Here is a 21,560-nt window from a genome sequence, read left to right as displayed (position 1 = left end):
GCCTTGACTTCACTGAGGTGCGGCGCTTTGATGGGACACTTTCAGACGACGAATACCGTCTCATTGCATCGATTGACGCCATTGTTTCGAGAGGGCTCCATGACGCGCCGCCATCGTCCACCTTCGATCCGCTCGTTGAGTGCCGCGATGTCGCTCGTCTGGCTCTTGAGCGGTTGCGCCGTCCAAGTCGAAAGTAACTCCCCCTACGCATCGCCGGACAACGGTCAAGCGGTGTCGGCGTATACCGAGCTGGGGCTGGCCTATCTCAAACGCGATAACTTAACGCGCGCCCGCGATGCGCTGGAACACGCCTTGGAACTGGGTCCCGACGACCCTCGGGCGCTGGAAAGCATGGCACTTCTCTACCAACGTCAGGACGAGCCGGCACTCGCCGAGGAATATTTCAAACGTGCGCTGGATGCCGACGGCGATTATACTCGCGCGCGCAACAACTACGCTGCTTTTCTGTACGATGAGGGCAGGCTCGACGCCGCCTGTACGCAACTACAGCAAGCAGCACGAGACACCACGTATAATAATCGCGCCCAATTGCTTGCCAATCTGGGCCGATGCCGGTTCGAGCAAGGCGACCTCGATGCCGCGCGACGTCCGTTGGAACAGGCCATTGCGTCCGACTCACACGATACGCAAAGCCTGCTCTTGCTGGCGAGACTCGACCATACGCAGGGTCATGATGAACGTGCCTGGGAGCGCTTGCAGCGTTTCTTCACCTTGGCCGAGGCGACTCCGACAAGTCTCGAATTGGCGAGCGACATCGCTCGCGCACGAGGCGACGAGGAAGCCGCAGCCTTTTATCATCAGCAGCATGACGATTCCTGAGGCATGATCCGACCACACGAATTCGAGAAGGATGCTCTGGTATGAGCGACACTCACGAACAACACACCTCCCCCGCTCCCACCGAGGGTCACGAACCTCCTGGCACTCGGCTGAGACGCGAGCGCGAGCGGCAGGGGCTGTCATTAGAAGAAGTCGCCGAGCAGCTCAACCTCCGGCCCGCCGTGGTCACCGGTCTGGAAGAAGACCGCTACGATCAGGTCCCCATCGCCACCTATCGGCGGGGTTATCTGCGTGCCTACGCCAAGTTGTTGGGGCTCGACGACACGCGTGTGGCGCAAGACTACGATGCCCTGCATGGCCGTGACGATCTTGACCGCAAAGTCACACCGCCATCATATCGCTCGCAACCGCCCTCACGGATTGGCGCTTGGATCTTCAAGTTGGTCACGCTACTTATCATCGTGGGCCTGATCGGCTTGACGCTGATGTGGTGGCAGAGCCGCGAGGGCAACGAGTTCTTCGGCCTTGGCGATGAACCCGCCACCATGGAAAGTGCGGATGACGGTGGCGCCACCGAGGGCAGTGCGGAGAACGTGGGGAGCGAGGCCATGGCAAGCGACGCCCTCAACGATGACGCTTCCCCAAACGACGAGGCACAACGCGACGGCATCGCGTCGCAGGCTGCCACGGGCGAACAAGGCGACGCGAGCGAACAGGACAACTTGCCGCCGCTACCCGACGAAAACGACAATCTAGGCCTCGTCAACAATGACGAAGCGAGCGATGGCACTGGCACCAGCGATGACGCGGACGAGGCCAGCCGCGACGATGCCGACACGCAGGGCACGAACGTCGCCGTCAACGACACCTCGGCGAACGCCGAATCCACCACGCAGGACGGCGACAGCGATGACACCAGCAGCGTTGCAAGCGCTGACATCGCCAATGGCCTGACGCTGACTTTCAACGAGCAGTCATGGACCGAGATCTATGATGCCGACGATCAGCGCCTGATGGCGGGCCTGCAAGACCCCGGTACCGATACCGAACTGCAAGGCACGCCCCCGTTTCGCCTGACCATTGGTAACGCCTCCGGCGTCGAGCTCCGCTATCGGGGCGAGAACGTCGATCTGAGCCAGCATACCGGCGGCAATAATGTCGCCCGCTTCACCTTGGGAGAGTGATACGCACATGCATATGCAATCTCCGATTCAACGGCGCCAATCTCGCCAGATTCATGTCGGGAATGTCCCCGTCGGTGGTGGCGCGCCCATCGCCGTTCAAAGCATGACCAACACCGATACCCTGGATGTCGCCGCCACTGTGGCGCAGATCCGCCAGCTCGAGGCCGCAGGAGCGGACATCGTGCGCGTTTCGGTGCCCACCATGGAGGCCGCCGAGACTTTCGGCCAAATCAAGCGCCAGGTCTCGGTCCCTCTGGTTGCCGATATTCACTTCGACTACAAGATCGCCCTGCGCGTGGCAGAACTAGGCGTCGACTGCCTGCGCATCAACCCCGGCAATATCGGCCGCGAAGACCGCGTGCGCGCGGTGGTCGATGCCGCCCGCGAACACGGCATTCCGATCCGCATCGGCGTCAACGCCGGATCGCTGGAAAAGGATCTGCAGAAGAAATACGGCGAACCGACGCCGGAGGCGCTGGTCGAATCCGCCATGCGGCATATCGAGCACCTCGACCGCCTCGATTTCCAGGATTTCAAGGTCAGCGTCAAGGCCTCCGACGTGTTCATGGCAGTGGCCGCTTACCGCCAACTCGCGCAGCGTATCGACCAGCCTCTGCATCTAGGCATCACCGAAGCCGGCGGTTTGCGTTCGGGGACCGTGAAGTCCTCGATTGGACTCGGCATGCTGTTGATGGAAGGCATCGGCGACACCATTCGCGTCTCGCTGGCGGCCGATCCTGTCGAAGAGATCAAGGTCGGCTATGACATGCTCAAGAGCCTGCGCCTGCGCTCCAAGGGCATCAACTTCGTCGCCTGCCCGAGTTGCTCGCGCCAGAATTTCGACGTCATCGGCACCATGAATGCCCTCGAGGAACGCCTCGACGACATCATGACGCCGCTCGATGTCTCGGTCATCGGCTGCGTGGTCAATGGCCCCGGCGAGGCCAAGGAAAGCGATATCGGCCTCACCGGCGGCGACCCGGCCAACCTCGTTTATATCGACGGCAAGCCGGCCAGCAAGCTTCGCAACGACCACTTGGTCGACGATCTGGAAGCGCTGATCCGCGATAAGGTCCGCGAAAAAGAGGCCCGCGAACGCGATACCATCGCCCGCGAGGCATAAAGCGCCGCTCGCGCGCCCCGTACCGGTTCAGGAGTCAGCATTGAGCAACAAGATCCAGGCCATCCGTGGCATGAACGATCTGCTACCGGAGCAGTCGCCTGTTTGGCAATACTTCGAGCGTCAGATCCAGCATCTCATGCAGCGCTATGGGTATAGCGAAATCCGCATGCCTATCATCGAGCAGACGGCGCTGTTCAAGCGCTCGATCGGCGAAGTAACCGATATCGTCGAGAAGGAGATGTATACCTTCGATGACCGCAACGGCGACAGCCTCACGCTGCGGCCCGAAGGTACCGCTAGCTGCGTGCGTGCGGCACTGGAGAACGGTCTGCTTTACAACCAGACGCAGCGCCTGTGGTATCAGGGGCCGATGTTCCGCCATGAGCGCCCTCAAAAGGGGCGCTATCGCCAGTTCCACCAGGTCGGCGTGGAAGCTTATGGCATGTATGGACCGGACATCGACGTCGAGATGATCCTGCTCAGCGCCCGCCTATGGGAAGCGCTCGGCCTGATGCCCCACGTCCAATTGGAGCTCAACTCGTTGGGCTCCAACGAGGCCCGTGCCGCCTACCGCGATGCGCTAGTCGCCCACTTCGAGGCGCATTCCGATGTCCTTGACGAGGATTCTCGGCGCCGTCTGAGCACCAATCCGCTGCGTATTCTGGACTCCAAAAATCCCGACATGGCGGCGATGCTCGCCGACGCGCCGCGCTTGATGGACCACCTCGACGAAGAATCGCGTGTTCACTTCGCCGAGCTCACCGCCATGCTCGAGGCAGCTGGCATCGACTATGTCATCAATCCACGCCTGGTGCGGGGGCTGGACTATTACAGTCGAACCGTGTTCGAGTGGACCACCCAAGCGCTGGGCAGCCAGGGCACGGTATGTGCCGGCGGTCGCTATGATGGCCTGGTCGAACAGCTCGGCGGCAAACCCACGCCTGGCGTGGGCTTTGCCATGGGCGTTGAGCGACTGATCCTGCTACTCGAAACGCTCGACCTGATCCCTGAGGCTGCGCGACCGCGCACCGACGTCTATCTGACGGCCATGGGCGATGCCGCTAGCCGCGAAGCGATGCTGCTGGGCGAACGCCTGCGTGATGCTGTGCCTGGCATGCATCTGCAGCTCCATTGCGGCGGCGGCAGCTTCAAGAGCCAGATAAAGAAAGCCGACAAGAGCGGGGCCCGCATGGCGTTGTTACTCGGTGAGGATGAACTGGCCAGCGGTCAGGTAGGGATCAAATTCCTACGTGAAGACCGCGATCAAGAAAGCGTTGCCCTCGATGCGCTCGCGGCGCGTCTCAAGACGCTTCTCGCGGAGGCTTGAAGAGCGGACTTGAAGAACGGACTTGAAGAACGACCGCGCCGTTTCGTACGAACAGCCATTGAAGGAGACCGCCCGTGGCGGAGCTTAGCACCGAAGACGAACAGCTTGAGACGCTCAAGCGCTGGTGGAAGGAATACGGCAAGGCGATCATCGCCGGGGTGGTACTCGCCGGAGCGGGCGTCTTCGCCTGGAACGCCTGGCAGGATTACCAAGCCTCTCAAGCGGAAGCAGCATCGCAACGCTACCAGCAGCTCACGATGCTGATGCAGCAACCGCAGATGAGCGCCGAGCAACGCGAACAGGCCACGACCATGATCGATGGCCTGGAAAGCGAGCACGGTGGCACCTTATACGCCGAACTTGCCGAGCTGATGCGTGCCCGTTTGGCCGTCGACGCCGATGACTTGGAGGGCGCACGAGAGACACTGTCGTCCTTCATCGATAGCAGCGAACATGCTTATCTCAGTGGCCTCGCACGCCTCAACCTGGCACGCGTGCAGATCGCCCTGGACAACGCCGAGGGCGCCCTGACCACACTCGAGGGCGATATCCCCACCGCGCTCGCGGCGCAAGCCGCCGAGATCAGCGGCGATGCCCACGCCGCTTTAGACCAACCCGATGAGGCGCGTCAAGCCTATCAGGACGCGCTCGCCCGCGCCGAAGAGCAGGATCAACCGCTTTCCGGCGTACGGCTCAAGCTCGACAATCTCGGTGTAGAGGACGCCAGCTGATGAAATTGAACCACCTACTGTTACCGGCCGCGCTCACCTTATCTACCTTGCTGGTGGGCTGCGCTGGCGACGTCGAGCCGCAGTATCCACCCAAGGAACTCAAGGACTTTTCGGCCTCGGCGACCCTCGACGAGCGTTGGTCCACCTCGGTCGGCGATGGCCTGGGTCGGGCGCGTTATCCCTTGATGCCCCTACTCGCCGACGGCACCCTCTATGCCGCCGATGAAAACGGTCTGTTGCGCGCACTCGATGCCGACAGCGGCGAGACCAAGTGGGAAGTACGTTTCGACACGCCGCTCTCCAGCGGCATATCCAGCGATAGCACCCGACTGTATGCCGGTACGCGCAACGGTTCCGTCGTCGCCATCGATAGCGAGGACGGCAGCGAAGCTTGGCGTTCCAAGGTCTCAAGCGAAGTGTTGGCCACACCTCAGGTCAACAGCAAGCTGGTCGTGGTACAAAGTGTCGACGGCACGGTGACTGCCCTGGATCGCACCTCCGGGCAGGAAGAATGGACCTACAGCAGTAGCCAGCCATCCCTGACCCTCCGCGGTACAGGCACGCCGCGCGTCATCGAGCCGGTATCGTTCGTCGGCTTTGCCAATGGCCGCCTGGTAACGCTCGACAACCGTAGTGGCCAACCACTGTGGGATATGCGCGTCGCCGTGCCGCAAGGACGTACCGAAGTGGAACAGCTCGTCGATCTCGACGGCCAGCCGGTACTGTCTCAGGACGGACGCCTGTTCGTGACCAGCTACAACGGTCGCATCATGGCACTGGAAGCCACTAGCGGCGAAGTCATCTGGTCACGCGACGAATCCAGTTATCTGACCCCGCTGCGCGTCGGTAATTACCTCTTCACTGTCAACGAAGCCAGCCATGTCCTGGCGCTCGACGTCGATAGTGGCAGCGTGCTGTGGGAATCCGACGCCCTCGAAGGTCGCAACCTGACCGCGCCTACCTTTGTCGATGGCAAGCTGGCGCTAGGCGACTATCAGGGTTATGTCCACCTGCTCAATGCCAGCGATGGGGAAATCATGGGTCGTACTGAACTCGGCGGCGATGGCATCAGTCTGCCGTTGCTGGCCGACGGCCAACGGATCTATACCCTCACCAACGACGGCGAACTGGTGGCCTACGATATCGACGCAAGCGACGATTGAGAGGGCCGCACTTGAGCTTATGAGCGGGCACCTCGCGATGAGGTGCCCGTGTCATTTGTGGGCCCGTACCGATCAGCAATGCTAGAATCACGCCACGACAACGTGACGCTTGCGTCATGTCCTCTTTGAAGCGACCACGTCGCATGTCCAGCCTCACTCAACGCTTTTGTGCGCCGGTTTACGAGACACCATGAATCCTGTCATCGCCCTGGTAGGCCGACCCAATGTCGGCAAATCGACCCTCTTCAATCGCCTGACCCGCACGCGTGACGCGCTGGTCGCCGACTTCGCCGGCCTGACCCGTGACCGCAAGTACGGCAACGGCGCGCTCGGCGACAAAACCTATACCGTCATCGACACCGGCGGCATCAGCGGTAATGAAGAAGGCATCGACGCCGCCATGGCCGAGCAGTCGCTGCTGGCCATCGACGAAGCCGACATCGTGCTGTTCATGGTCGACGGGCGTAGTGGTCTCACCGCCGCCGACGAGGCCATCGCCAACCACCTGCGCGTCAATCAGAAAAAGACCTGGCTGGTGGTCAACAAGACCGATGGTCTCGAAGAACACTCGGCGTCGGCCGATTTCTGGCAGCTCGGCCTGGGCGACCCGCGCCCAATCGCCGCCGCGCATGGGCGCAACGTCACCAGCTTGATCGACGAGGTGTTGGCGCCTTTCCCCCCACGCGAGGTCAACGCCGCGCCGCCGGATCTCAGCAACGGCATTCGCATCGGGGTCATCGGTCGTCCCAATGTCGGCAAGTCGACGCTGGTCAACCGCCTGCTGGGTGAAGAACGTGTCATCGTCTTCGATGAGGCCGGCACCACACGCGATGCCATCGAGATCCCCTTCGAACGACGCGGAAAGCCCTATGTGCTGGTCGACACCGCCGGCGTGCGGCGACGCAAGAACGTCAAGGAAACCGCCGAGAAGTTCTCGATCATCAAGACACTCGAAGCCATCAAGGACTGTCATGTGGCGGTCATGGTGCTCGACGCGCGCAGCGGCCTGGTCGATCAGGACCTGCACCTACTCGACTATGTCCTGAGTAGCGGGCGGGCGCTGGTGCTGGCGGTCAACAAATGGGATGGTCTCGAGCAAGAAGCAAAGGACAAGATGCGCACGGAGGTCAAGCGCCGCCTGGGCTTCGCCGATTACGCCGAAATGCACTTCATTTCCGCGCTGCACGGCACCGCGGTAGGCGACCTTTACCCCTCCGTCACGCGTGCCTTCGACTCGGCCAACAGTCACTGGTCGACCAATCGCCTGACCACACTCTTGCAGGATGCGGTGAGCGAACATCAGCCACCGCTGGTCCACGGTCGCCGTATCAAGTTACGCATGGCCCACCAGGGCGGCAGCAACCCGCCCATCATCGTAGTCCACGGCAATCAGACCGGCTCACTGCCTGAGGCGTACAAGCGGTATCTGATTAACACCTTCCGTAAGGTGCTCAAGGTACGCGGCACGCCGATGCGCTTCGAATTCCGCTCGGGCGACAACCCTTACGATGAGAATGCCGGCGCCAGCGACCGCGAGAAGGCCAAGAAACGCGAGCTGAACCGCACGCGCGAGGCACGCAAGAAGCGCCGCTAAGGTGCGTCACTCGTCGCCATTGCCGAGCACCCGATTGCGCCCCGCCAGCTTGGCGCGGTAGAGCCTTTGATCGATGGCGTCGAGCCCCGCCTCGACGCTGGACGCATCATGCAGGCCAGCCACCCCGGCGGAAAACGTCATTTCGAACTCGCCGCGTTCGTTGATCGTCTGCGATTGGAATTGCAAGCGTATGCGTTCGATCGCGCGTTGCGCGTCCTCGGGACTGCAATGCGGCAACACGACACAAAACGCCCCACCGGCATAACGTCCCACGTGGTCGATGAAACGCAACTGCTGCGTCAAGTGCTCCGCGAGGAGACGGATCACGTAATCGCCGCTGGCATGCCCATAATGGGCATTCAACGCCCCCACATGGTCGATATCGATCAGTGCCAGACTAGTGGGCGTACCACTACGCTGCGCACGGGCGAACTCGACTTCCAACAGTTCCTGCAAGGCGGCGTGGGTGAGCACACCAGTCAAGCCATCGCGCGCCACCCAGCGCCGCGAACCACGCGCACTGAAGGCGTGTGACAAGACCGTGGCCACCAAGGCATCGTCATCGACCGGCTTGCCAAGAAAAGCGTCGCCGCTACGCGTCAGGGCCTGCTCATGCACGTCATCGCCGGCCGCCAGATACACCACGGGCAAGTCCCGCCAGGCATCGTCGAGGCGCATCACGCGGGCCATCTCGCGTCCTGTGCACGTGGGCAAGCGCGTGTCCACCAAGGCCAGGTCAGGACGATAATCGCGTAGTGCGAACAGAGTCTCGGCCGGGACGTTAACCACCCATGAATCGACCCCCGCGCCATCCAGCACCAGGTGGTAGTGTTCGGCCAGCTCGACATCGTCCTCGACGATCAATACACGCAGCGGCTCCGGCGTGGGGCCTGGCACCAGGCGCTCCAGGCATCTAGCGATCAGCGAGGCATCCAGCGGTGGCACGAAATAGCCCGCCGCGCCATGACGGATCGCCGAGAGCCTCGCCGCAAAATCGTCCTCGTCGCCGAATATCAGAAGGTGTGGCGGAGACTGCCAGGCACTCCACCAGGCACTCCAACGAGAACGCGGCACGCTACGCTCGTCGATCAGCACGGCGTCGGGTTGCCACGCCGTCAGCGCGTCGACGTCATGCATAGCATATGCGTGACATACGTATCCCAACCCGCTCAAGACCTCATCCAGCTCACGTCGCCGTAGTGGCTCGTCACCAAGCACGGCGACACGCACCGATGCGGTATCTCGTTGAGCCATCGTGGCGTATGCAGGAAGCAGGTCGTCGAGATGGGGCAGCTGCTCCGCCCCGTATTGCAGACGCGATTGCAACGCCGCCAGTGTATAGGGCGCGGGCAACACTCCCCCCTCGAGCCACTGACGAACCTGACATGCCACTTCACCGCATGTCTCGCTCAAGGCGTCATAGCCGAAGCTACCGGCAGAATCCGCAATACGTTGCAGGGCCTCGCAGACCGCCTCCAACTCCACCGCCGATGCAGCATTATCGCGGGTACTCATCTCCTCGACTTGCGCCATTACCGCTTGCAAGTCGTCATGCAATCTCTCGACGTATTGCACACGCAATGCCTCGAGGCGCCGACTGCGTTCGCTCTCTTGCATACCGTCCTCTCCCTGACCGTAAGTCCGCCTCGCAGCACTGAATATTACGACTCTTGCCTCGCGCCCACCCACTGGCAGGCAAACTGCCAGGCGGCGCGCCCGCTTCTTACCCCGCGCAAGGTGGCAAAGCGCACCGCGTCCTCGCGGGCCGCATCACTCCAGGCGTCATCACCACCCAGGTAGTGTACCCAATGCCGACACGCATCGAGGTAGGTGTCCTGGTTGAAGGGATGGAAGGCCAGCCACAGTCCGAAACGGTCGGAGAGCGAGATGCGCTCCTCCACCGCGTCACCATGATGGAGCTCGCCATCGACCAGTCGGGTATCCTGATTGTCGGCGAGCGACTCGGGCAACAAGTGGCGCCGGTTGGATGTCGCATATAACAGCACGTTTTCGGGTGGGCCGGTCAAGGTGCCGTCGAGCACGCTCTTGAGCGCTTTATAGGCGTCGTCGTGGCCTTCAAAGGAGAGATCATCACAGTACACGATGAAGCGATGCGTCGAGCCTCGCAGCCGCTGCACTAGTCCCGGCAAACCGACCAGGTCGTGGCGGTCGACCTGGATCAATCGCAGCCCTTCCGGCGCCAGCGTATTGAGCAAGGCTCTGACCATCGATGATTTACCGCTGCCGCGTGCACCCCAGAGTAGTGCATGATTCGCCGGACGCCCGTGCAAAAAAGCACGCGTGTTACTCAAAAGCGCCGTTTTTTGACGCTCGATGCCGACCAAGTCGTCCATGCCGACGCTATCGCGCGCAGCTACCGGGATCAATTGGCCGCCCAGCGCGTTACGCTGCCAGATTGCCGCCACATCTCGCGACCAATCGACAGTCTCGGGTTCTGGCGGCAACCATGCCTCGACCCGGTCCAGCACCTTGTGCAGACGTTGCGCTAGATCGGCGTCCATCCTTCTCCTCCTGTCACTGTTCATTCTAGAATTCCGCCTACAGTTCGCTGGTTGACCCAGCAGGGCATCAGGGTATCTTGGAGCCGTTTGGTTGCCGGGTCCAGAGCCCATCAGGAGATCCTCATGAAAAGGACGTTGTCGTCTCGCCTACGCACACCGCTCGCCATCGCCATGGTCGGCCTCACGCTCGCCGCCTGCAGCACGTCGCCCTTGGGTCGAAGCCAGTTGGCGCTGTTTTCCAACGATGAGCTCGAGCAGATGGGACAGCAAAGCTTCGCCCAGTATCAGGAAAAATTGCCCGAGGTCGGTGGCGCCACGCACGACTACGTGCAGTGCGTAGCCGATGCCATCACCGCCGAGGTACCCGCCGGTGCGCAGGTCGATGAGTGGGAGGTCAAGGTCTTCGAGGACGACTCGGCCAACGCCTTCGCGCTGCCGGGCGGTTACATCGGGGTCAACAGTGGGTTGCTTGACATTACCAAGAACCAGGACCAATTGGCCGCCGTCATCGGTCACGAGGTAGCACACGTCCTTGCGAATCACGCCAACGAGCGAGTGTCGACGCAAGCCGCCACGCAGACCGGGCTCTCGATCCTGCAATCGGCCGCAGGACTGGAAGGTGCCACCGGCGAGCAGCTCATGGGGCTCCTCGGCGCAGGCGCCCAATACGGCGTGATCCTGCCTTTCTCGCGCAAGCATGAGTCAGAAGCCGACAAGCTCGGCCTGGACTTGATGGCCGAGGCCGGCTTCAATCCCAGCGCCAGTATCGAGCTGTGGCAAAACATGGCCGCGCAAAGCCAGGGTGCGCCCCCGGAATGGCTCTCTACCCACCCCAGCAACCAGTCACGCATTCAAGGCTTGCAAGATCGCCTGGACGAAGCCACGCCGCTCTATGAGCAGGCCCGAGCCAACGGCAAGCGCCCCAACTGCCAACGCTGATCGCCTTCTGAAAAGCGAGACGCCGCCTCTAGAAGGCGGCGTCTGCGGCACAGCCGTCAAAGCTCGCGGCGTAGCATATTGCGTACCGGCTCAGTGTCAGGGCGCACGTGCCGCCACAGGAAAAACGACTCAGCGGCCTGCTCAACCAACATGCCCAAACCATCGATCGTGCGCACGCCACGTGCGCTCGCCCATTGCAGGAAGACGGTCGGGTCTGCGGCATACATCATATCGTAGGCCACGCCATCAGCAGCCAATAGCGTCTCCGGTAAGGGTGGCAACTCGCCGCTCAATGAGGCGCTGGTGCCATTGATGACTACATCATAAGCGTCTTCCAAGGCATCATAGCCACTACCCTTCACGCATGCCTGTTGCTGCCCACGTTCTTGCAAGTGAAAGTCAGCGGCCAGGCTGACGGCCTTCTCGGCCGTACGGTTGGCAATATGCAGGGACCGCGGCCCCGCCGCCAGCAACGGATCGAGCACGCCGCGCACGGCCCCGCCCGCGCCGAGCACGAGAATGCGCGCATCGTCGAGCGTCACGCCGTGCGCCTCGAGATCGCGCACCAGCCCCACGCCATCGGTGGTATCAGCATAGGTGCGCCCGTCACGGCCGTGTACCAGCGTATTGACGGCTCCCGCTCTACGCGCGCGCTGGCTGAGCACGTCCGCCACGCGATACGCCTCTTCCTTGAACGGCACGGTGACATTGGCACCAAGACCGCCGGCGGCCACGAAGGTGTGCCAGGCGCCGGCGAAGTCCTCGCGCGGCGCCTCGATGGCCTCGTAGGTCATGGCCTGGCCACACTGCTCGGCGAATAGCGCATGAATGCGCGGTGAGCGCGAATGCCCGATGGGATGCCCGAAGACACAGTAACGCTCGCTCATGCCTCGGCCTCCTCCAGCCACTCGCGTGAGTGCAGGAATTCATCGCCCAGGCGCGCCTCGTCGCTGCCCGGTTCGGGCGTCCAGCAATACTGCCATTGCGCCAGCGGCGGCATCGACATCAGGATCGACTCGGTGCGCCCACCGCTTTGCAGCCCGAACAGGGTGCCGCGGTCCCAGACCAGGTTGAACTCGACGTAACGCCCGCGCCGGAACGCCTGGAAATCGCGTTCGCGCTCGCCGTAGGGTGTCTCGCGCCGCCGCCGCACGATGGGTAGATAGGCGTCGAGGAAGGCATCGCCGACCGCCTGCTGGAACGCGAAGCAGTGCTCGAAATCCCACTCGTTGAGATCGTCGAAGAATAGCCCGCCGACGCCGCGCGTTTCGCCGCGGTGATGAAGGGTGAAATAGTCGTCGCACCACTGCTTGAAGCGCGGATAGACATCATCGCCGAACGGCTGGCAGGTATCGCGGGCCACGCGGTGCCAGTGGACCACATCCTCGAACACCGGATAGAACGGCGTCAGGTCGAAACCGCCGCCGAACCACCAGACGGGATCGGCATCGTCCTTTTCGGCGATGAAGAAGCGCACATTGCCATGCGCTGTGGGTACGTGCGGGTTATGCGGATGCAGCACCCAGGACACGCCCACGGCATGGAAGCTACGACCGGCCAATTCGGGCCGCGCGGCCGAGGCCGAAGCCGGCAGGCGTTCACCGAAGACATGCGAGAAATTGACCCCACCCTTCTCGAACACGTGACCGTTCTCGATCACCCGCGAGCGACCGCCACCGCCCGACTCGCGTGTCCAGCTGTCTTCTCGAAAGGCCGCGCCATCCTCGGCAGCCAAGCCTTCACAGAGACGTTCCTGCAAGTCGAGTAGATACTCCTTCACCTTGTCGAGATGGGGATGTGCCACGTCACGCTCCTCGGGTTATCGGTTGGTTTGACTCATGTAGCGCTCGGCCATGGCGCAAGAGCGCGCCACACTCCGGCACGCCTCAATCGCGCAGTACCTCGCCGCTTGCCAGATCACGGATCGTGCTCGGCCGCGCGTACCCGCCAAGCGCCCCATCGACGAGCGTCACCGCCTCGCCGAAGGCCGCACGTATATCGTCGGCGCTCATCGCAGGCGGCTCTCCGGCATGATTGGCCGAGGTCGAGACCAGCGGACCGCCGAAGGCGTTGCACAATGCTTGTACCAGGGGATGATCGCTGACACGTACCGCCAGGGTGGCGTGCTCACCGCGCAACAACGGGCGTGCCCGCCCGTTGTCAGGTATCAGCCAGGTTGTGGGCACCATTTGGCTGGCCGCCAGGCGCGTACGCTGCGTCTCGTCGAGCCCTTCCAGCCAGGGAGCCAATTGCGACACAGACCCGGCGATCAGGATCAGACCCTTCGCAGGATCGCGTTGCTTGAGTTCGATCAGCCGTGCCAGCGCGGCATCGTCATCGGGGTCGCAGCCCAGCCCCCACACCGCTTCGGTGGGGTAAGCCACGATGGCGCCACGGCGCAATGCCGCCACGGCGTGACTGAGAGTGTCGGAGGTTTCTGACATGGCGAAGGATTTCACTTCACGGCAATACAAGATGCAGCCATCTTATCATGCACGCAGGGGAAGACGCCGCGCCACGCTGTCGCAGGCTATGATAGACGCTCATCTGAAAACGCCTAGCGTGTGGCGCGGCGCACCCACCCCCCGCTAACCTGCGCGGCCTGGCCGGCGAGCTCCAGTTCCAGCAGGCGCATCTGGCATCCGCCGACATCCAGCTCGCTGCGCTCGACGAGCACGTCCAGCGGCGTAGGGGCCGTATCCAACAGGCCGAGTAATGGATCCTGGGGTACATCGGAGGGTGCCGGCGCCTCTGCACGCGACGGTGGCACCGCCGTGGCGGCTTCGGGCGGTGCCGCGTTCAACGCCTGCCAATGGCCGAGCTGCTCGAGAATATCGTCGCGCCCGCACACCAGAGAAGCACCGTCGCGGATCAGTCCCAGGTTGCCACGTGCCTGCACGTTGTGCAGCGAGCCGGGTATCGCGAAGACCTCGCGGTTCTGCTCCATCGCCAGCCGCGCACTGACCAGAGAGCCGCTCTTCTCGGCCGCCTCGACGACCAGAACGCCCAGCGACAGCCCGGTAATGATGCGATTGCGGCGCGGGAAATAGCGCGCATGGGCGCGCGTCTCGGCAGGATGCTCGGAGAGCAGCAGGCCGCCTTCGTCGAGAAGACGACGATACAGGCCTGCATGGCGAGGTGGATAAATCACATCCACGCCGCAGCCGAGTACCGCGACGCTGCGACCGCCGGCATCCAACGCCGTGCGTTGGGCTACGCCATCGACACCCAGCGCCATGCCGCTGACGATACCGAATCCGGCCTCCACGAGCTCGCGGGCGAAAAAGGCCGCGTTGTCGCTGCCTTCGCGGGTCGGGCGCCGCGTACCAACCATGGCCAAGCCCGGCAGATCGAGCGCGGCCAAGTCCCCCTTGGCCCATAACAGCGCCGGTGGATCAACGATTTCATCGAGCAAGGCGGGCCAGGCCGGATGACCGGGATGCAAGAGATGATGCGATGGCTGGCTCGCCTCCCACGTCAGGGCCGCCGCGACCGGTGCCTCCAAAGGGCTCTTCGCGGGATGATCGAGCCAGTGCCGCAACGTGTCACGCGGCCCGGCAGGCATTGCCGCCAGCCAAGCCTCGGGCCAGTCATCGGCCAAGCCTTGCGCGGCCAGTTCACGGCGAATGACCGCCAGACGCCGTGCGCCGAGTTTGGGGAGATGCGCCAGGGCACACCACTCTCTTGCTGTCATCATGTACAACTTCCTCACCGGGCTTCGAATGACGTCAACACACCCCGCTCGGGCGTGCTCACGCCATCGCCCACTTCCAGTGGCCGCGAGGCCTCCATGACCAGCGCATAGCTGACCCGCTCGAAGCTCTCGAACACCATCGCCATGCCGCCGGGCTCGCCCGCCAAATGCAAGGTGTCACCTTCGAGTGGATCGCTCACCTGCGCCGGCGAGGCATCCAAGGCCAGCACAGCCCCTGGCGTAATGCCATTCCTGCGCCCCAGATCGAGCGTCACAATGGTGTGCCGGCCGACATAGTTCACGCCTTCGGGCACGCCCAGAATCTCGCCATCGACCGCACGGTCTGGAACATGAGGGGAAAACGTCAGGGAAAGGGGCTCTTCGCGATACGGCAACAGGCGATCGCCGGGGCGTATTTCCTGACGCGCCTCGCGTACTTCGAAGACATCCAGGTCGCCTTCGCGCTTCACCCAGCGGGCCTCGCCCACTGCCCGCAGTTCAAAGCCCAGCAGCGCGTCGCTGTCCGGATCATGATAGATCGTACCGGGGCGATAGATGACACGCCGCACGTCACGCGAGCGCGCGGCGTCCTCGCCTGCACGGACATAAAACCGATCGCCACTGCCAATCAGTTGATGCCCCTCCTCGCCCGCGACGACGTAGGGCGTATCGTCCAGCGTGGCCCGCGAGTCGATGAGGCGATATTCGTTCAGGAAGGGCGCCACCGTCTGGCGCTCGATGGTGGGGACCGCCTCGCTCGGCGGCAGTTCACGCACACGTGGGGACAGATGCACGACCTCACGCGGTTCATCTCGCTCCTCGGCGGCATAGACCGAGCCGACCATAGCGACCAGTGCCAACCCGAGGCCCACTCGCATACCGCCGCGCCACCACCCGGCAGCGCTCCCACCGTATCCTGCCCTCATGATCGTCTCTTCTTCTGATTGCTCGCACGTCAACGTGCCACCGCGCCGATGCCCTGGGCCCTCGGCATGCGTCAGGACGCACTGCTATACTATTCACATGTTCCGTCGCCCTGCTTCACCGCTGCTGGCGGCGCACCGCCTAGTGATTCGCTATCGGGGGCATCGGCGCCCTTTCGGTTCCGTTCCCGCCGGCGGCGCATTACACTAGCGGACAAATTTCACGTGACAGCATAACGGTTTTCTTAACGCCATGGCCAAGCTGACCATTCTCGAATTTCCCGATGGACGCCTGCGCAACAAGGCGGCGCCCGTCGAGACCGTCGACGACGAGATCCGTACGCTGGTCGACGACATGCTCGACACCATGTACGACGCCCAGGGCATCGGCCTGGCCGCGACCCAGGTCGACGTGCACCGCCGCGTCATCGTCATGGATGTCAGTGACGATCGCTCGCAACCCCGCGTACTGATCAACCCCGAATACACTCCCTTGGGTGACGAGCGCGAGCCCATGCAGGAAGGTTGCTTATCGATTCCTGACCATTACGCCGAGGTGCCGCGTGCGTTGCGGGTATCGCTCAAGGCGCTGGATCGCGATGGCACGCCTTACGAGCTGGAGGCCGATGGCCTGCTCGCCCACTGCATCCAGCATGAGTGCGATCATCTCGAAGGCACGCTGTTCGTCGACTATCTCTCGCCGCTCAAGCGCGACCGAATCATGAAAAAGATGCAGAAACGCCACAAGGCCATGCAGGACGCCTGAGGCCACGCCATCCTCGCCTCGCACTCGCCAAACGGGCCGGCATTTGCCGGCCCGTGGCATTCATCCAGGTCCCGCAAGCCGTTACGGAAGTCCGCCCGATGTCCCAATCCCTGCGCGTCGCATTCGCCGGCACGCCCGATTTCGCCGCCGCCAGCCTCGCGGCACTGCTCGAAAGCCGTCACGAAGTGGTCTCGGTGCATACCCAGCCCGACCGTGGCGCGGGACGCGGGCGCAAGCTCAAGCCCAGCCCGGTCAAGGCACTGGCGCTCGAACACGAGCTGCCCGTTCATCAGCCCACCACGCTCAAGGACGCTGCTGCTCGGCAGGCGCTCGCCGACTGCAACGCCGACGTACTGGTCGTGGTCGCCTATGGATTGCTCCTGCCGCAAGCGGTGCTCGATATCCCGCGCCTGGGCTGCCTCAACGTGCATGCCTCGCTGCTGCCTCGTTGGCGCGGCGCGGCGCCCATTCAGCGCGCCATCGAAGCCGGCGACACGCGTAGCGGGGTGACCATCATGCAGATGGATGCCGGCCTCGACACCGGCGACATGCTGCTGGTACGCGACACGCCGATCACCGCGACCACCACCAGCGGCGAGCTGCACGACCGTCTTGCCGCATTGGGTGGAAAGTCCATCGTCGAGGCGCTCGACGCCCTGTCGGAAACGGGCCTGGCCGCGACGCCACAGCCGGCGGAGGGCGTTACCTACGCCACCAAGCTCAGCAAGGCCGAGGCCGAGCTCGACTTCACACGCCCTGCCGCCGAACTCGCCGCCCGCGTGCGTGCCTTCAATCCCTGGCCGGTGGCCTGGACGCGCCTCGCAGGCGAGCCGCTACGCCTGTGGTTGGCCGAGCCTGCCCCCGACAACGGCACCGCCGCGGCCCCCGGCACGCTGCTGGAGAACACCCCGGATGCCCTGCGCATCGCCTGCGGCCCCGACGGCACTCAGGTGCTGCATATTACCCGCGCTCAGCTGCCTGGCGGCAAGCCGCTCGCGGTGCGCGATCTGCTCAATGCCCGTGGCGAGCGCTTTGCTCCGGGACAGCTACTGGGTCAGGAGACCACCTCATGAGTACACCGGACATTCGCGCCGTCTGCGCCTCCGCCCTGGCCCCCGTGCTCGACGGCAAGGGATCGCTGAACGCCCTCGATAGCGCCTTGGAATCCGCGGGCGTCGAGGGCCGCGATCGCGGCCTGGCCAAAGCGCTGTGCTTCGGTGTATGCCGCACGCTGCCGCGCCTCGAGGCGCTGTCCAAGATTCTGCTGCGCCAGTCCTTCAAGCGCCGCGATCAGGATGTCCAGGCGCTACTGCTGCTCGGCCTCTATCAGCTCTTGTACATGCGCGTGCCCCCTCACGCCGCCGTGGGCGAAACTGCCGGGGCCGCTCGTGCGCTGGGCAAGGGCTGGGCCACGCGCGTGCTCAATGGCTGCCTGCGCCGCTTTCAGCGCGATACTCAGGCGCTTCAAGCGCAGGTCGACCGCGACCCGAGCATCGCGCTGCTGCATCCCGAGTGGATGCTCACGCGTTGGCGCGAGGCCTGGCCCGACGACTGGCGCGAACTGGCCGAGGCCAACAATCAGCCCGGCCCCATGACCCTGCGCGTCAATCGTCGCCACGTAGATCGCGAAACGTACTTGGCCCGCTTGCGGGACGCCGGCCTGGCCGCCGACCCTACGCCGTACGCGCCGGATGGCGTGACCTTGCACGAAGCCTGCGACGTGCGCGCCCTACCCGGCTTCAGTGAGGGCGCGGTGAGCGTGCAGGACGAGGCCGCCCAGCTGACCGCACCACTACTCGAACCAACCCTGGCCACGACGCCCGGCGCTCGCGTGCTGGATGCATGCAGCGCCCCCGGCGGCAAGACCGCACATCTGCTCGAAGCCTTCGATCTCGAACTCACCGCCCTGGACAGCGACGCCGAGCGGCTCGGCCGCGTCGACGCTACCTTGGCTCGCCTAGGGCTCGAAGCCACCACCTTGACCGCCGACGCCAGCCGCCTCGAGTGGTGGGATGGCCAAACATTCGATGCCGTGCTGCTCGACGCGCCCTGCTCGGGCACCGGTGTCATTCGCCGTCACCCGGACATCAAGCGCCTGCGTCGTCCCAGCGATATCCGCGAGCTCGCTGCGCTGCAGGCCCGCCTGCTCGACACGCTATGGACGACCCTCGCCCCCGGCGGCACGCTGCTATACGCCACCTGCTCGGTGATGCCCGAAGAGAATGTGGATCAGGTCGCTGCTTTCCTTACCCGCACCCCGGACGCCAGTGCCGACGAACTCGACGTCGACTGGGGTCGCCCCGCGGGCGCCGGACGCCAGCTCCTGCCGCGCATCGAAGGTCACGATGGCTTCTTCTACGCGCGTCTGCGCAAAGTAACCGTCTGAGTCCCCATAGTCAGCACTCCGCGTCCCCAGGCGCAGCGGGGCGGTGTTCTTCCACACCGCCCCGCTGCAATGGATTTCGCCGTTATACGCTTACCCGCATGCCGCGGCTTCACGACCACGCTCACGGGCGGCGAGCAGCACGGCCACCAGTGCTAGCGCGGACATCACTGCGCCCGCCGCCGGCACCGCCGGATAGCCCAGCCCGGCCGCGATGACCGCGCCACCCAGCGCCGCGCCCACGGCGTTGCCGAGATTGAAGGCACCGATATTGACCGCCGACGCCAAGTTGGGGGCCTCGCCGGCCGCGGCGATCACCCGCACCTGCAGCGGCGGCACGATGGCGAAGCTGGCCACGCCCCACAGGAACACCAGGACGCTCGTCGGCACGCGAAACGGCATCAGCAGCGCCAGGGCGGCCAGTACCAGACTCAGGCTCGCCAGCATCACGATCAGCGTGCGATCCACGGAACGGTCCGCCGCGCGTCCGCCCACCCAGTTGCCGACCGTCAGCCCCAGGCCATAGACCACCAGCAGGGTCGTCACCAGACCGATCGAGGCCCCGGTTTCGACCTGCAGGATCGGCACGATGTAGGTGTAGACCGTGAACATCGCGCTCGCCCCGAGCACGGTGAGCGCCAGCGCCACCAGTACCGGGGCCCGGCCCAGCACCCTGAGCTCCGCCAGCGCCCCGCCCCCGGCCGGTGCCGGACGGTCGGGCAGCGTCAGTCGCAGTGCCGTCATGGTGAGCACCCCCAACACGGCGATGGCCCAGAAAGGCTCGCGCCAGCCCCACTGCTCGCCCGCCCAGGTGGCCAGCGGCACGCCCACCACGGTGGCCACGGTCAGCCCGGTGAACATCGCCGCCACCGCACTCGCCCCGCGCCCGGGCGGCACCAGCCCCGCGGCGACCACCGCGCCGACACCGAAGAAGGCGCCGTGATTGAGCGAGGTGACGAGCCGCGCGACGAGCAACATGGCGTAATTGGGCGCCAACGCCGCGAGCAGATTACCCAGGGTGAAGATGGCGGCCAGGCTGACCAGCAGCGTACGCCGCCGCAGCCGGCCGGTGGTCAGCGTCATCAACGGCGCCCCCAGCATCACGCCGATGGCATAGGCGCTGATCAATAACCCCGCGGCGGGAATCGAGACACCGAGGTCGGTGGCGATCAGCGGCAGCAGCCCCATGGGCGAGAACTCGGAGACGCCAATCGCAAAGGCGCCGGTGGCCAGCGCCAGCAGCGGCGGATTCGGTGTCATGCCGTGGCCCTCACGCTCGGGCGAAATGACGTGCCGAGCCAAGAGCGCCCGGCGTCGACCTTGATCAGCGAAACTTGCCAACGAGAATCTTGCATGTCTGTCTTCCTTGCTTGATGTTTGACGCAAAGATAAAAGCCGCGCCCTAGCGGGGGTAGCCACTTTCCAGTCCAGGGAGTTTTGATATGGATGCAAAGATGCTCTCGCCGAGCGATCGCACCCGGGCACTGGAGGTGTTCGTGGCGGTGGCCTCGGCGGGCAGTTTCTCGGCGGCGGGCCGGCGACTCGGGCTGACGCCTTCGGCGGTGAGCCGCACCGTCGACCGGATCGAGGCCCGGCTCGGCGTACGCTTGGTGCTGCGCAGCACCCGGGCGCTGACCATCACCACCGAGGGGCACGCCTATTGGCAGGCAGCGCGACGCATCCTCGCCGACCTCGACGAGGCCGAGCAGGCGATCGCCGATCTAGGCGCACCGCGGGGACGACTGCGGGTCAGCGCCTCGCTCTCCCACGGGCGCCTCTGCGTGGTTCCGCTGCTGGGCGAGTTCAACGCGCGTTACCCGGAGATTCTGGTGGACATCAACCTGACCGATACCGTGGTCGACATCGCCGCCGGCGAGGCCGACGTCGGAATTCGCTTCGGGCTGCTACCAGACAGCTCGCTCAATGCCCGCCGCCTGGGCGACAACCGCCGCGTAATCGTCGCATCGCCGACGTATCTAGCGCGGCACGGCACACCGCGAGTGCCGGAGGACCTGCACGCCCACAATTGTCTCAACTTCAATTTTCGCCGCGCCGAGCCGACCTGGCCCTTCCGTAACGCAGAGGGCGATCATGCCCTGAGCGTGCGCGGCACAATCGAGGCCAACAACGGTGAAACCCTGGGCCAGCTCGCCAGCGCCGGGGTCGGCATCGCCCGAGTGGGAGCCTTCAGCGTGGCGGCGGAAATCGCCACCGGCACGCTGATACCGCTGCTGGAGGCTTACAATCCGGGCGACGTAGAGGAGATCCATGCAGTTTTCATGGGCGGCACCCATATGCCTTTGAGGGTACGCGTCTTCGTCGACTTCCTGATCGAACGACTGTAGCAAGCGGCATTCGCGTCCCTTGCCAGGGGCGCCGGAGACTTCGATACTGAGGGTATCTCACTCAT

General features: G+C 64.1%; 20 protein-coding genes. 12 read left to right on the top strand and 8 right to left on the bottom strand.

From position 1 onward, the window contains the following. Positions 1-99 precede the first annotated feature (99 nt). From pilW to der, 7 genes are all read left to right on the top strand, one after another. Entirely contained in the window at positions 100-840 is a 741-nt protein-coding gene (gene pilW / locus LUN51_RS01010) for a type IV pilus biogenesis/stability protein PilW (RefSeq protein WP_277809755.1), read from the top strand. A gap of 41 nt (positions 841-881) precedes the next feature. After that, complete coding sequence (locus tag LUN51_RS01005; RefSeq protein ID WP_040242944.1) at positions 882-1,985, top strand: RodZ domain-containing protein; 1,104 nt, start codon at positions 882-884, stop codon at positions 1,983-1,985. 7 nt (positions 1,986-1,992) lie between these two features. Further along, entirely contained in the window at positions 1,993-3,108 is a 1,116-nt protein-coding gene (gene ispG / locus LUN51_RS01000) for a flavodoxin-dependent (E)-4-hydroxy-3-methylbut-2-enyl-diphosphate synthase (protein WP_040242945.1), read from the top strand. 40 nt (positions 3,109-3,148) lie between these two features. Continuing rightward, positions 3,149-4,435 carry a histidine--tRNA ligase gene (gene hisS, locus LUN51_RS00995; RefSeq protein WP_040242946.1) on the top strand — a complete coding sequence of 429 codons (1,287 nt, stop codon included), beginning with the start codon at positions 3,149-3,151 and terminating at the stop codon, positions 4,433-4,435. A 74-nt stretch (positions 4,436-4,509) separates the two neighbouring features. After that, on the top strand, positions 4,510-5,166 hold the full coding sequence (locus LUN51_RS00990) for a YfgM family protein (RefSeq protein ID WP_277809754.1): 657 nt from the start codon (positions 4,510-4,512) through the stop codon (positions 5,164-5,166). Next, positions 5,166-6,329: an outer membrane protein assembly factor BamB gene (gene bamB / locus LUN51_RS00985; RefSeq protein WP_277809753.1), complete on the top strand. Its 1,164-nt coding sequence runs from the start codon at positions 5,166-5,168 to the stop codon at positions 6,327-6,329. Before LUN51_RS00990 ends, bamB begins: the two co-directional genes overlap by 1 nt. A gap of 190 nt (positions 6,330-6,519) precedes the next feature. Further along, positions 6,520-7,923, top strand: coding sequence for a ribosome biogenesis GTPase Der (gene der / locus LUN51_RS00980; protein WP_246895086.1), 1,404 nt, complete (start codon positions 6,520-6,522; stop codon positions 7,921-7,923). Between the two features lie 6 nt (positions 7,924-7,929). Here the strand turns inward: der and LUN51_RS00975 are convergent, their stop codons facing one another. Beyond that, on the bottom strand, positions 7,930-9,540 hold the full coding sequence (locus LUN51_RS00975; protein WP_277809752.1) for a diguanylate cyclase: 1,611 nt from the start codon (positions 9,538-9,540) through the stop codon (positions 7,930-7,932). A 44-nt stretch (positions 9,541-9,584) separates the two neighbouring features. Then, positions 9,585-10,445: an ATP-binding protein gene (locus LUN51_RS00970; RefSeq protein ID WP_277809751.1), complete on the bottom strand. Its 861-nt coding sequence runs from the start codon at positions 10,443-10,445 to the stop codon at positions 9,585-9,587. A 123-nt stretch (positions 10,446-10,568) separates the two neighbouring features. On the opposite strand from LUN51_RS00970, the gene LUN51_RS00965 reads away from it, so the two are divergent. After that, positions 10,569-11,384, top strand: coding sequence for a M48 family metallopeptidase (locus LUN51_RS00965; RefSeq protein WP_277809750.1), 816 nt, complete (start codon positions 10,569-10,571; stop codon positions 11,382-11,384). A 56-nt stretch (positions 11,385-11,440) separates the two neighbouring features. Here LUN51_RS00965 and aroE read toward each other — a convergent pair whose 3' ends face one another. The 5 genes from aroE to LUN51_RS00940 all read right to left on the bottom strand — a co-directional run bounded on the left by aroE (position 11,441) and on the right by LUN51_RS00940 (position 16,004). After that, the gene (gene aroE / locus LUN51_RS00960) at positions 11,441-12,271 is read right to left on the bottom strand and encodes a shikimate dehydrogenase (RefSeq protein WP_277809749.1); all 831 of its coding nucleotides are present in this window, start codon (positions 12,269-12,271) and stop codon (positions 11,441-11,443) included. Next, positions 12,268-13,188: an oxygen-dependent coproporphyrinogen oxidase gene (gene hemF / locus LUN51_RS00955; protein ID WP_277809748.1), complete on the bottom strand. Its 921-nt coding sequence runs from the start codon at positions 13,186-13,188 to the stop codon at positions 12,268-12,270. Before hemF ends, aroE begins: the two co-directional genes overlap by 4 nt. Before the next feature lie 82 nt (positions 13,189-13,270). Continuing rightward, entirely contained in the window at positions 13,271-13,828 is a 558-nt protein-coding gene (locus LUN51_RS00950; RefSeq protein WP_277809747.1) for a Sua5/YciO/YrdC/YwlC family protein, read from the bottom strand. Positions 13,829-13,941: 113 nt separating this feature from the next. Continuing rightward, positions 13,942-15,081, bottom strand: coding sequence for a DNA-processing protein DprA (dprA, locus tag LUN51_RS00945; protein ID WP_277809746.1), 1,140 nt, complete (start codon positions 15,079-15,081; stop codon positions 13,942-13,944). Positions 15,082-15,092: 11 nt separating this feature from the next. Continuing rightward, complete coding sequence (locus LUN51_RS00940) at positions 15,093-16,004, bottom strand: peptidoglycan-binding protein (RefSeq protein WP_277809745.1); 912 nt, start codon at positions 16,002-16,004, stop codon at positions 15,093-15,095. Positions 16,005-16,254: 250 nt separating this feature from the next. On the opposite strand from LUN51_RS00940, the gene def reads away from it, so the two are divergent. The 3 genes from def to rsmB all read left to right on the top strand — a co-directional run bounded on the left by def (position 16,255) and on the right by rsmB (position 19,153). Next, positions 16,255-16,767, top strand: a complete 513-nt coding sequence (def, locus tag LUN51_RS00935) for a peptide deformylase (RefSeq protein ID WP_040242959.1) — start codon at positions 16,255-16,257, stop codon at positions 16,765-16,767. A gap of 98 nt (positions 16,768-16,865) precedes the next feature. Beyond that, complete coding sequence (gene fmt, locus LUN51_RS00930; RefSeq protein ID WP_277809744.1) at positions 16,866-17,840, top strand: methionyl-tRNA formyltransferase; 975 nt, start codon at positions 16,866-16,868, stop codon at positions 17,838-17,840. Further along, entirely contained in the window at positions 17,837-19,153 is a 1,317-nt protein-coding gene (rsmB, locus tag LUN51_RS00925) for a 16S rRNA (cytosine(967)-C(5))-methyltransferase RsmB (protein WP_277809743.1), read from the top strand. Before fmt ends, rsmB begins: the two co-directional genes overlap by 4 nt. A 90-nt stretch (positions 19,154-19,243) precedes the next feature. Here rsmB and LUN51_RS00920 read toward each other — a convergent pair whose 3' ends face one another. Further along, positions 19,244-20,491 (bottom strand): MFS transporter, encoded by a 1,248-nt coding sequence (locus tag LUN51_RS00920; protein WP_277809742.1) that lies wholly within the window; start codon positions 20,489-20,491, stop codon positions 19,244-19,246. Between the two features lie 101 nt (positions 20,492-20,592). Between LUN51_RS00920 and LUN51_RS00915 the strand changes: the two genes are divergently transcribed. After that, positions 20,593-21,495 carry a LysR family transcriptional regulator gene (locus tag LUN51_RS00915; RefSeq protein WP_277809741.1) on the top strand — a complete coding sequence of 301 codons (903 nt, stop codon included), beginning with the start codon at positions 20,593-20,595 and terminating at the stop codon, positions 21,493-21,495. Positions 21,496-21,560 lie beyond the last annotated feature (65 nt).

The organism is Chromohalobacter canadensis, assembly GCF_029544075.1.
GTDB lineage: Bacteria > Pseudomonadota > Gammaproteobacteria > Pseudomonadales > Halomonadaceae > Chromohalobacter > Chromohalobacter canadensis_A.
The sequence above is the reverse complement of the archived record's forward strand: the minus strand, read 5'-3'. Positions and strand labels throughout refer to the sequence as shown.

What these genes read in the sequence shown, in the direction of transcription:
- pilW (WP_277809755.1), top strand. Translation starts at nt 100, where the DNA reads ATGACGCGCCGCCATCGTCCACCTTCGATCCGCTCGTTGAGTGCCGCG.
- LUN51_RS01005 (WP_040242944.1), top strand. Translation starts at nt 882, where the DNA reads ATGAGCGACACTCACGAACAACACACCTCCCCCGCTCCCACCGAGGGT.
- ispG (WP_040242945.1), top strand. Translation starts at nt 1,993, where the DNA reads ATGCATATGCAATCTCCGATTCAACGGCGCCAATCTCGCCAGATTCAT.
- bamB (WP_277809753.1), top strand. Translation starts at nt 5,166, where the DNA reads ATGAAATTGAACCACCTACTGTTACCGGCCGCGCTCACCTTATCTACC.
- der (WP_246895086.1), top strand. Translation starts at nt 6,520, where the DNA reads ATGAATCCTGTCATCGCCCTGGTAGGCCGACCCAATGTCGGCAAATCG.
- LUN51_RS00975 (WP_277809752.1), bottom strand. Translation starts at nt 9,540, where the DNA reads ATGCAAGAGAGCGAACGCAGTCGGCGCCTCGAGGCATTGCGTGTGCAA.
- LUN51_RS00970 (WP_277809751.1), bottom strand. Translation starts at nt 10,445, where the DNA reads ATGGACGCCGATCTAGCGCAACGTCTGCACAAGGTGCTGGACCGGGTC.
- LUN51_RS00965 (WP_277809750.1), top strand. Translation starts at nt 10,569, where the DNA reads ATGAAAAGGACGTTGTCGTCTCGCCTACGCACACCGCTCGCCATCGCC.
- aroE (WP_277809749.1), bottom strand. Translation starts at nt 12,271, where the DNA reads ATGAGCGAGCGTTACTGTGTCTTCGGGCATCCCATCGGGCATTCGCGC.
- LUN51_RS00950 (WP_277809747.1), bottom strand. Translation starts at nt 13,828, where the DNA reads ATGTCAGAAACCTCCGACACTCTCAGTCACGCCGTGGCGGCATTGCGC.
- dprA (WP_277809746.1), bottom strand. Translation starts at nt 15,081, where the DNA reads ATGATGACAGCAAGAGAGTGGTGTGCCCTGGCGCATCTCCCCAAACTC.
- LUN51_RS00940 (WP_277809745.1), bottom strand. Translation starts at nt 16,004, where the DNA reads ATGAGGGCAGGATACGGTGGGAGCGCTGCCGGGTGGTGGCGCGGCGGT.
- def (WP_040242959.1), top strand. Translation starts at nt 16,255, where the DNA reads ATGGCCAAGCTGACCATTCTCGAATTTCCCGATGGACGCCTGCGCAAC.
- fmt (WP_277809744.1), top strand. Translation starts at nt 16,866, where the DNA reads ATGTCCCAATCCCTGCGCGTCGCATTCGCCGGCACGCCCGATTTCGCC.
- rsmB (WP_277809743.1), top strand. Translation starts at nt 17,837, where the DNA reads ATGAGTACACCGGACATTCGCGCCGTCTGCGCCTCCGCCCTGGCCCCC.
- LUN51_RS00915 (WP_277809741.1), top strand. Translation starts at nt 20,593, where the DNA reads ATGGATGCAAAGATGCTCTCGCCGAGCGATCGCACCCGGGCACTGGAG.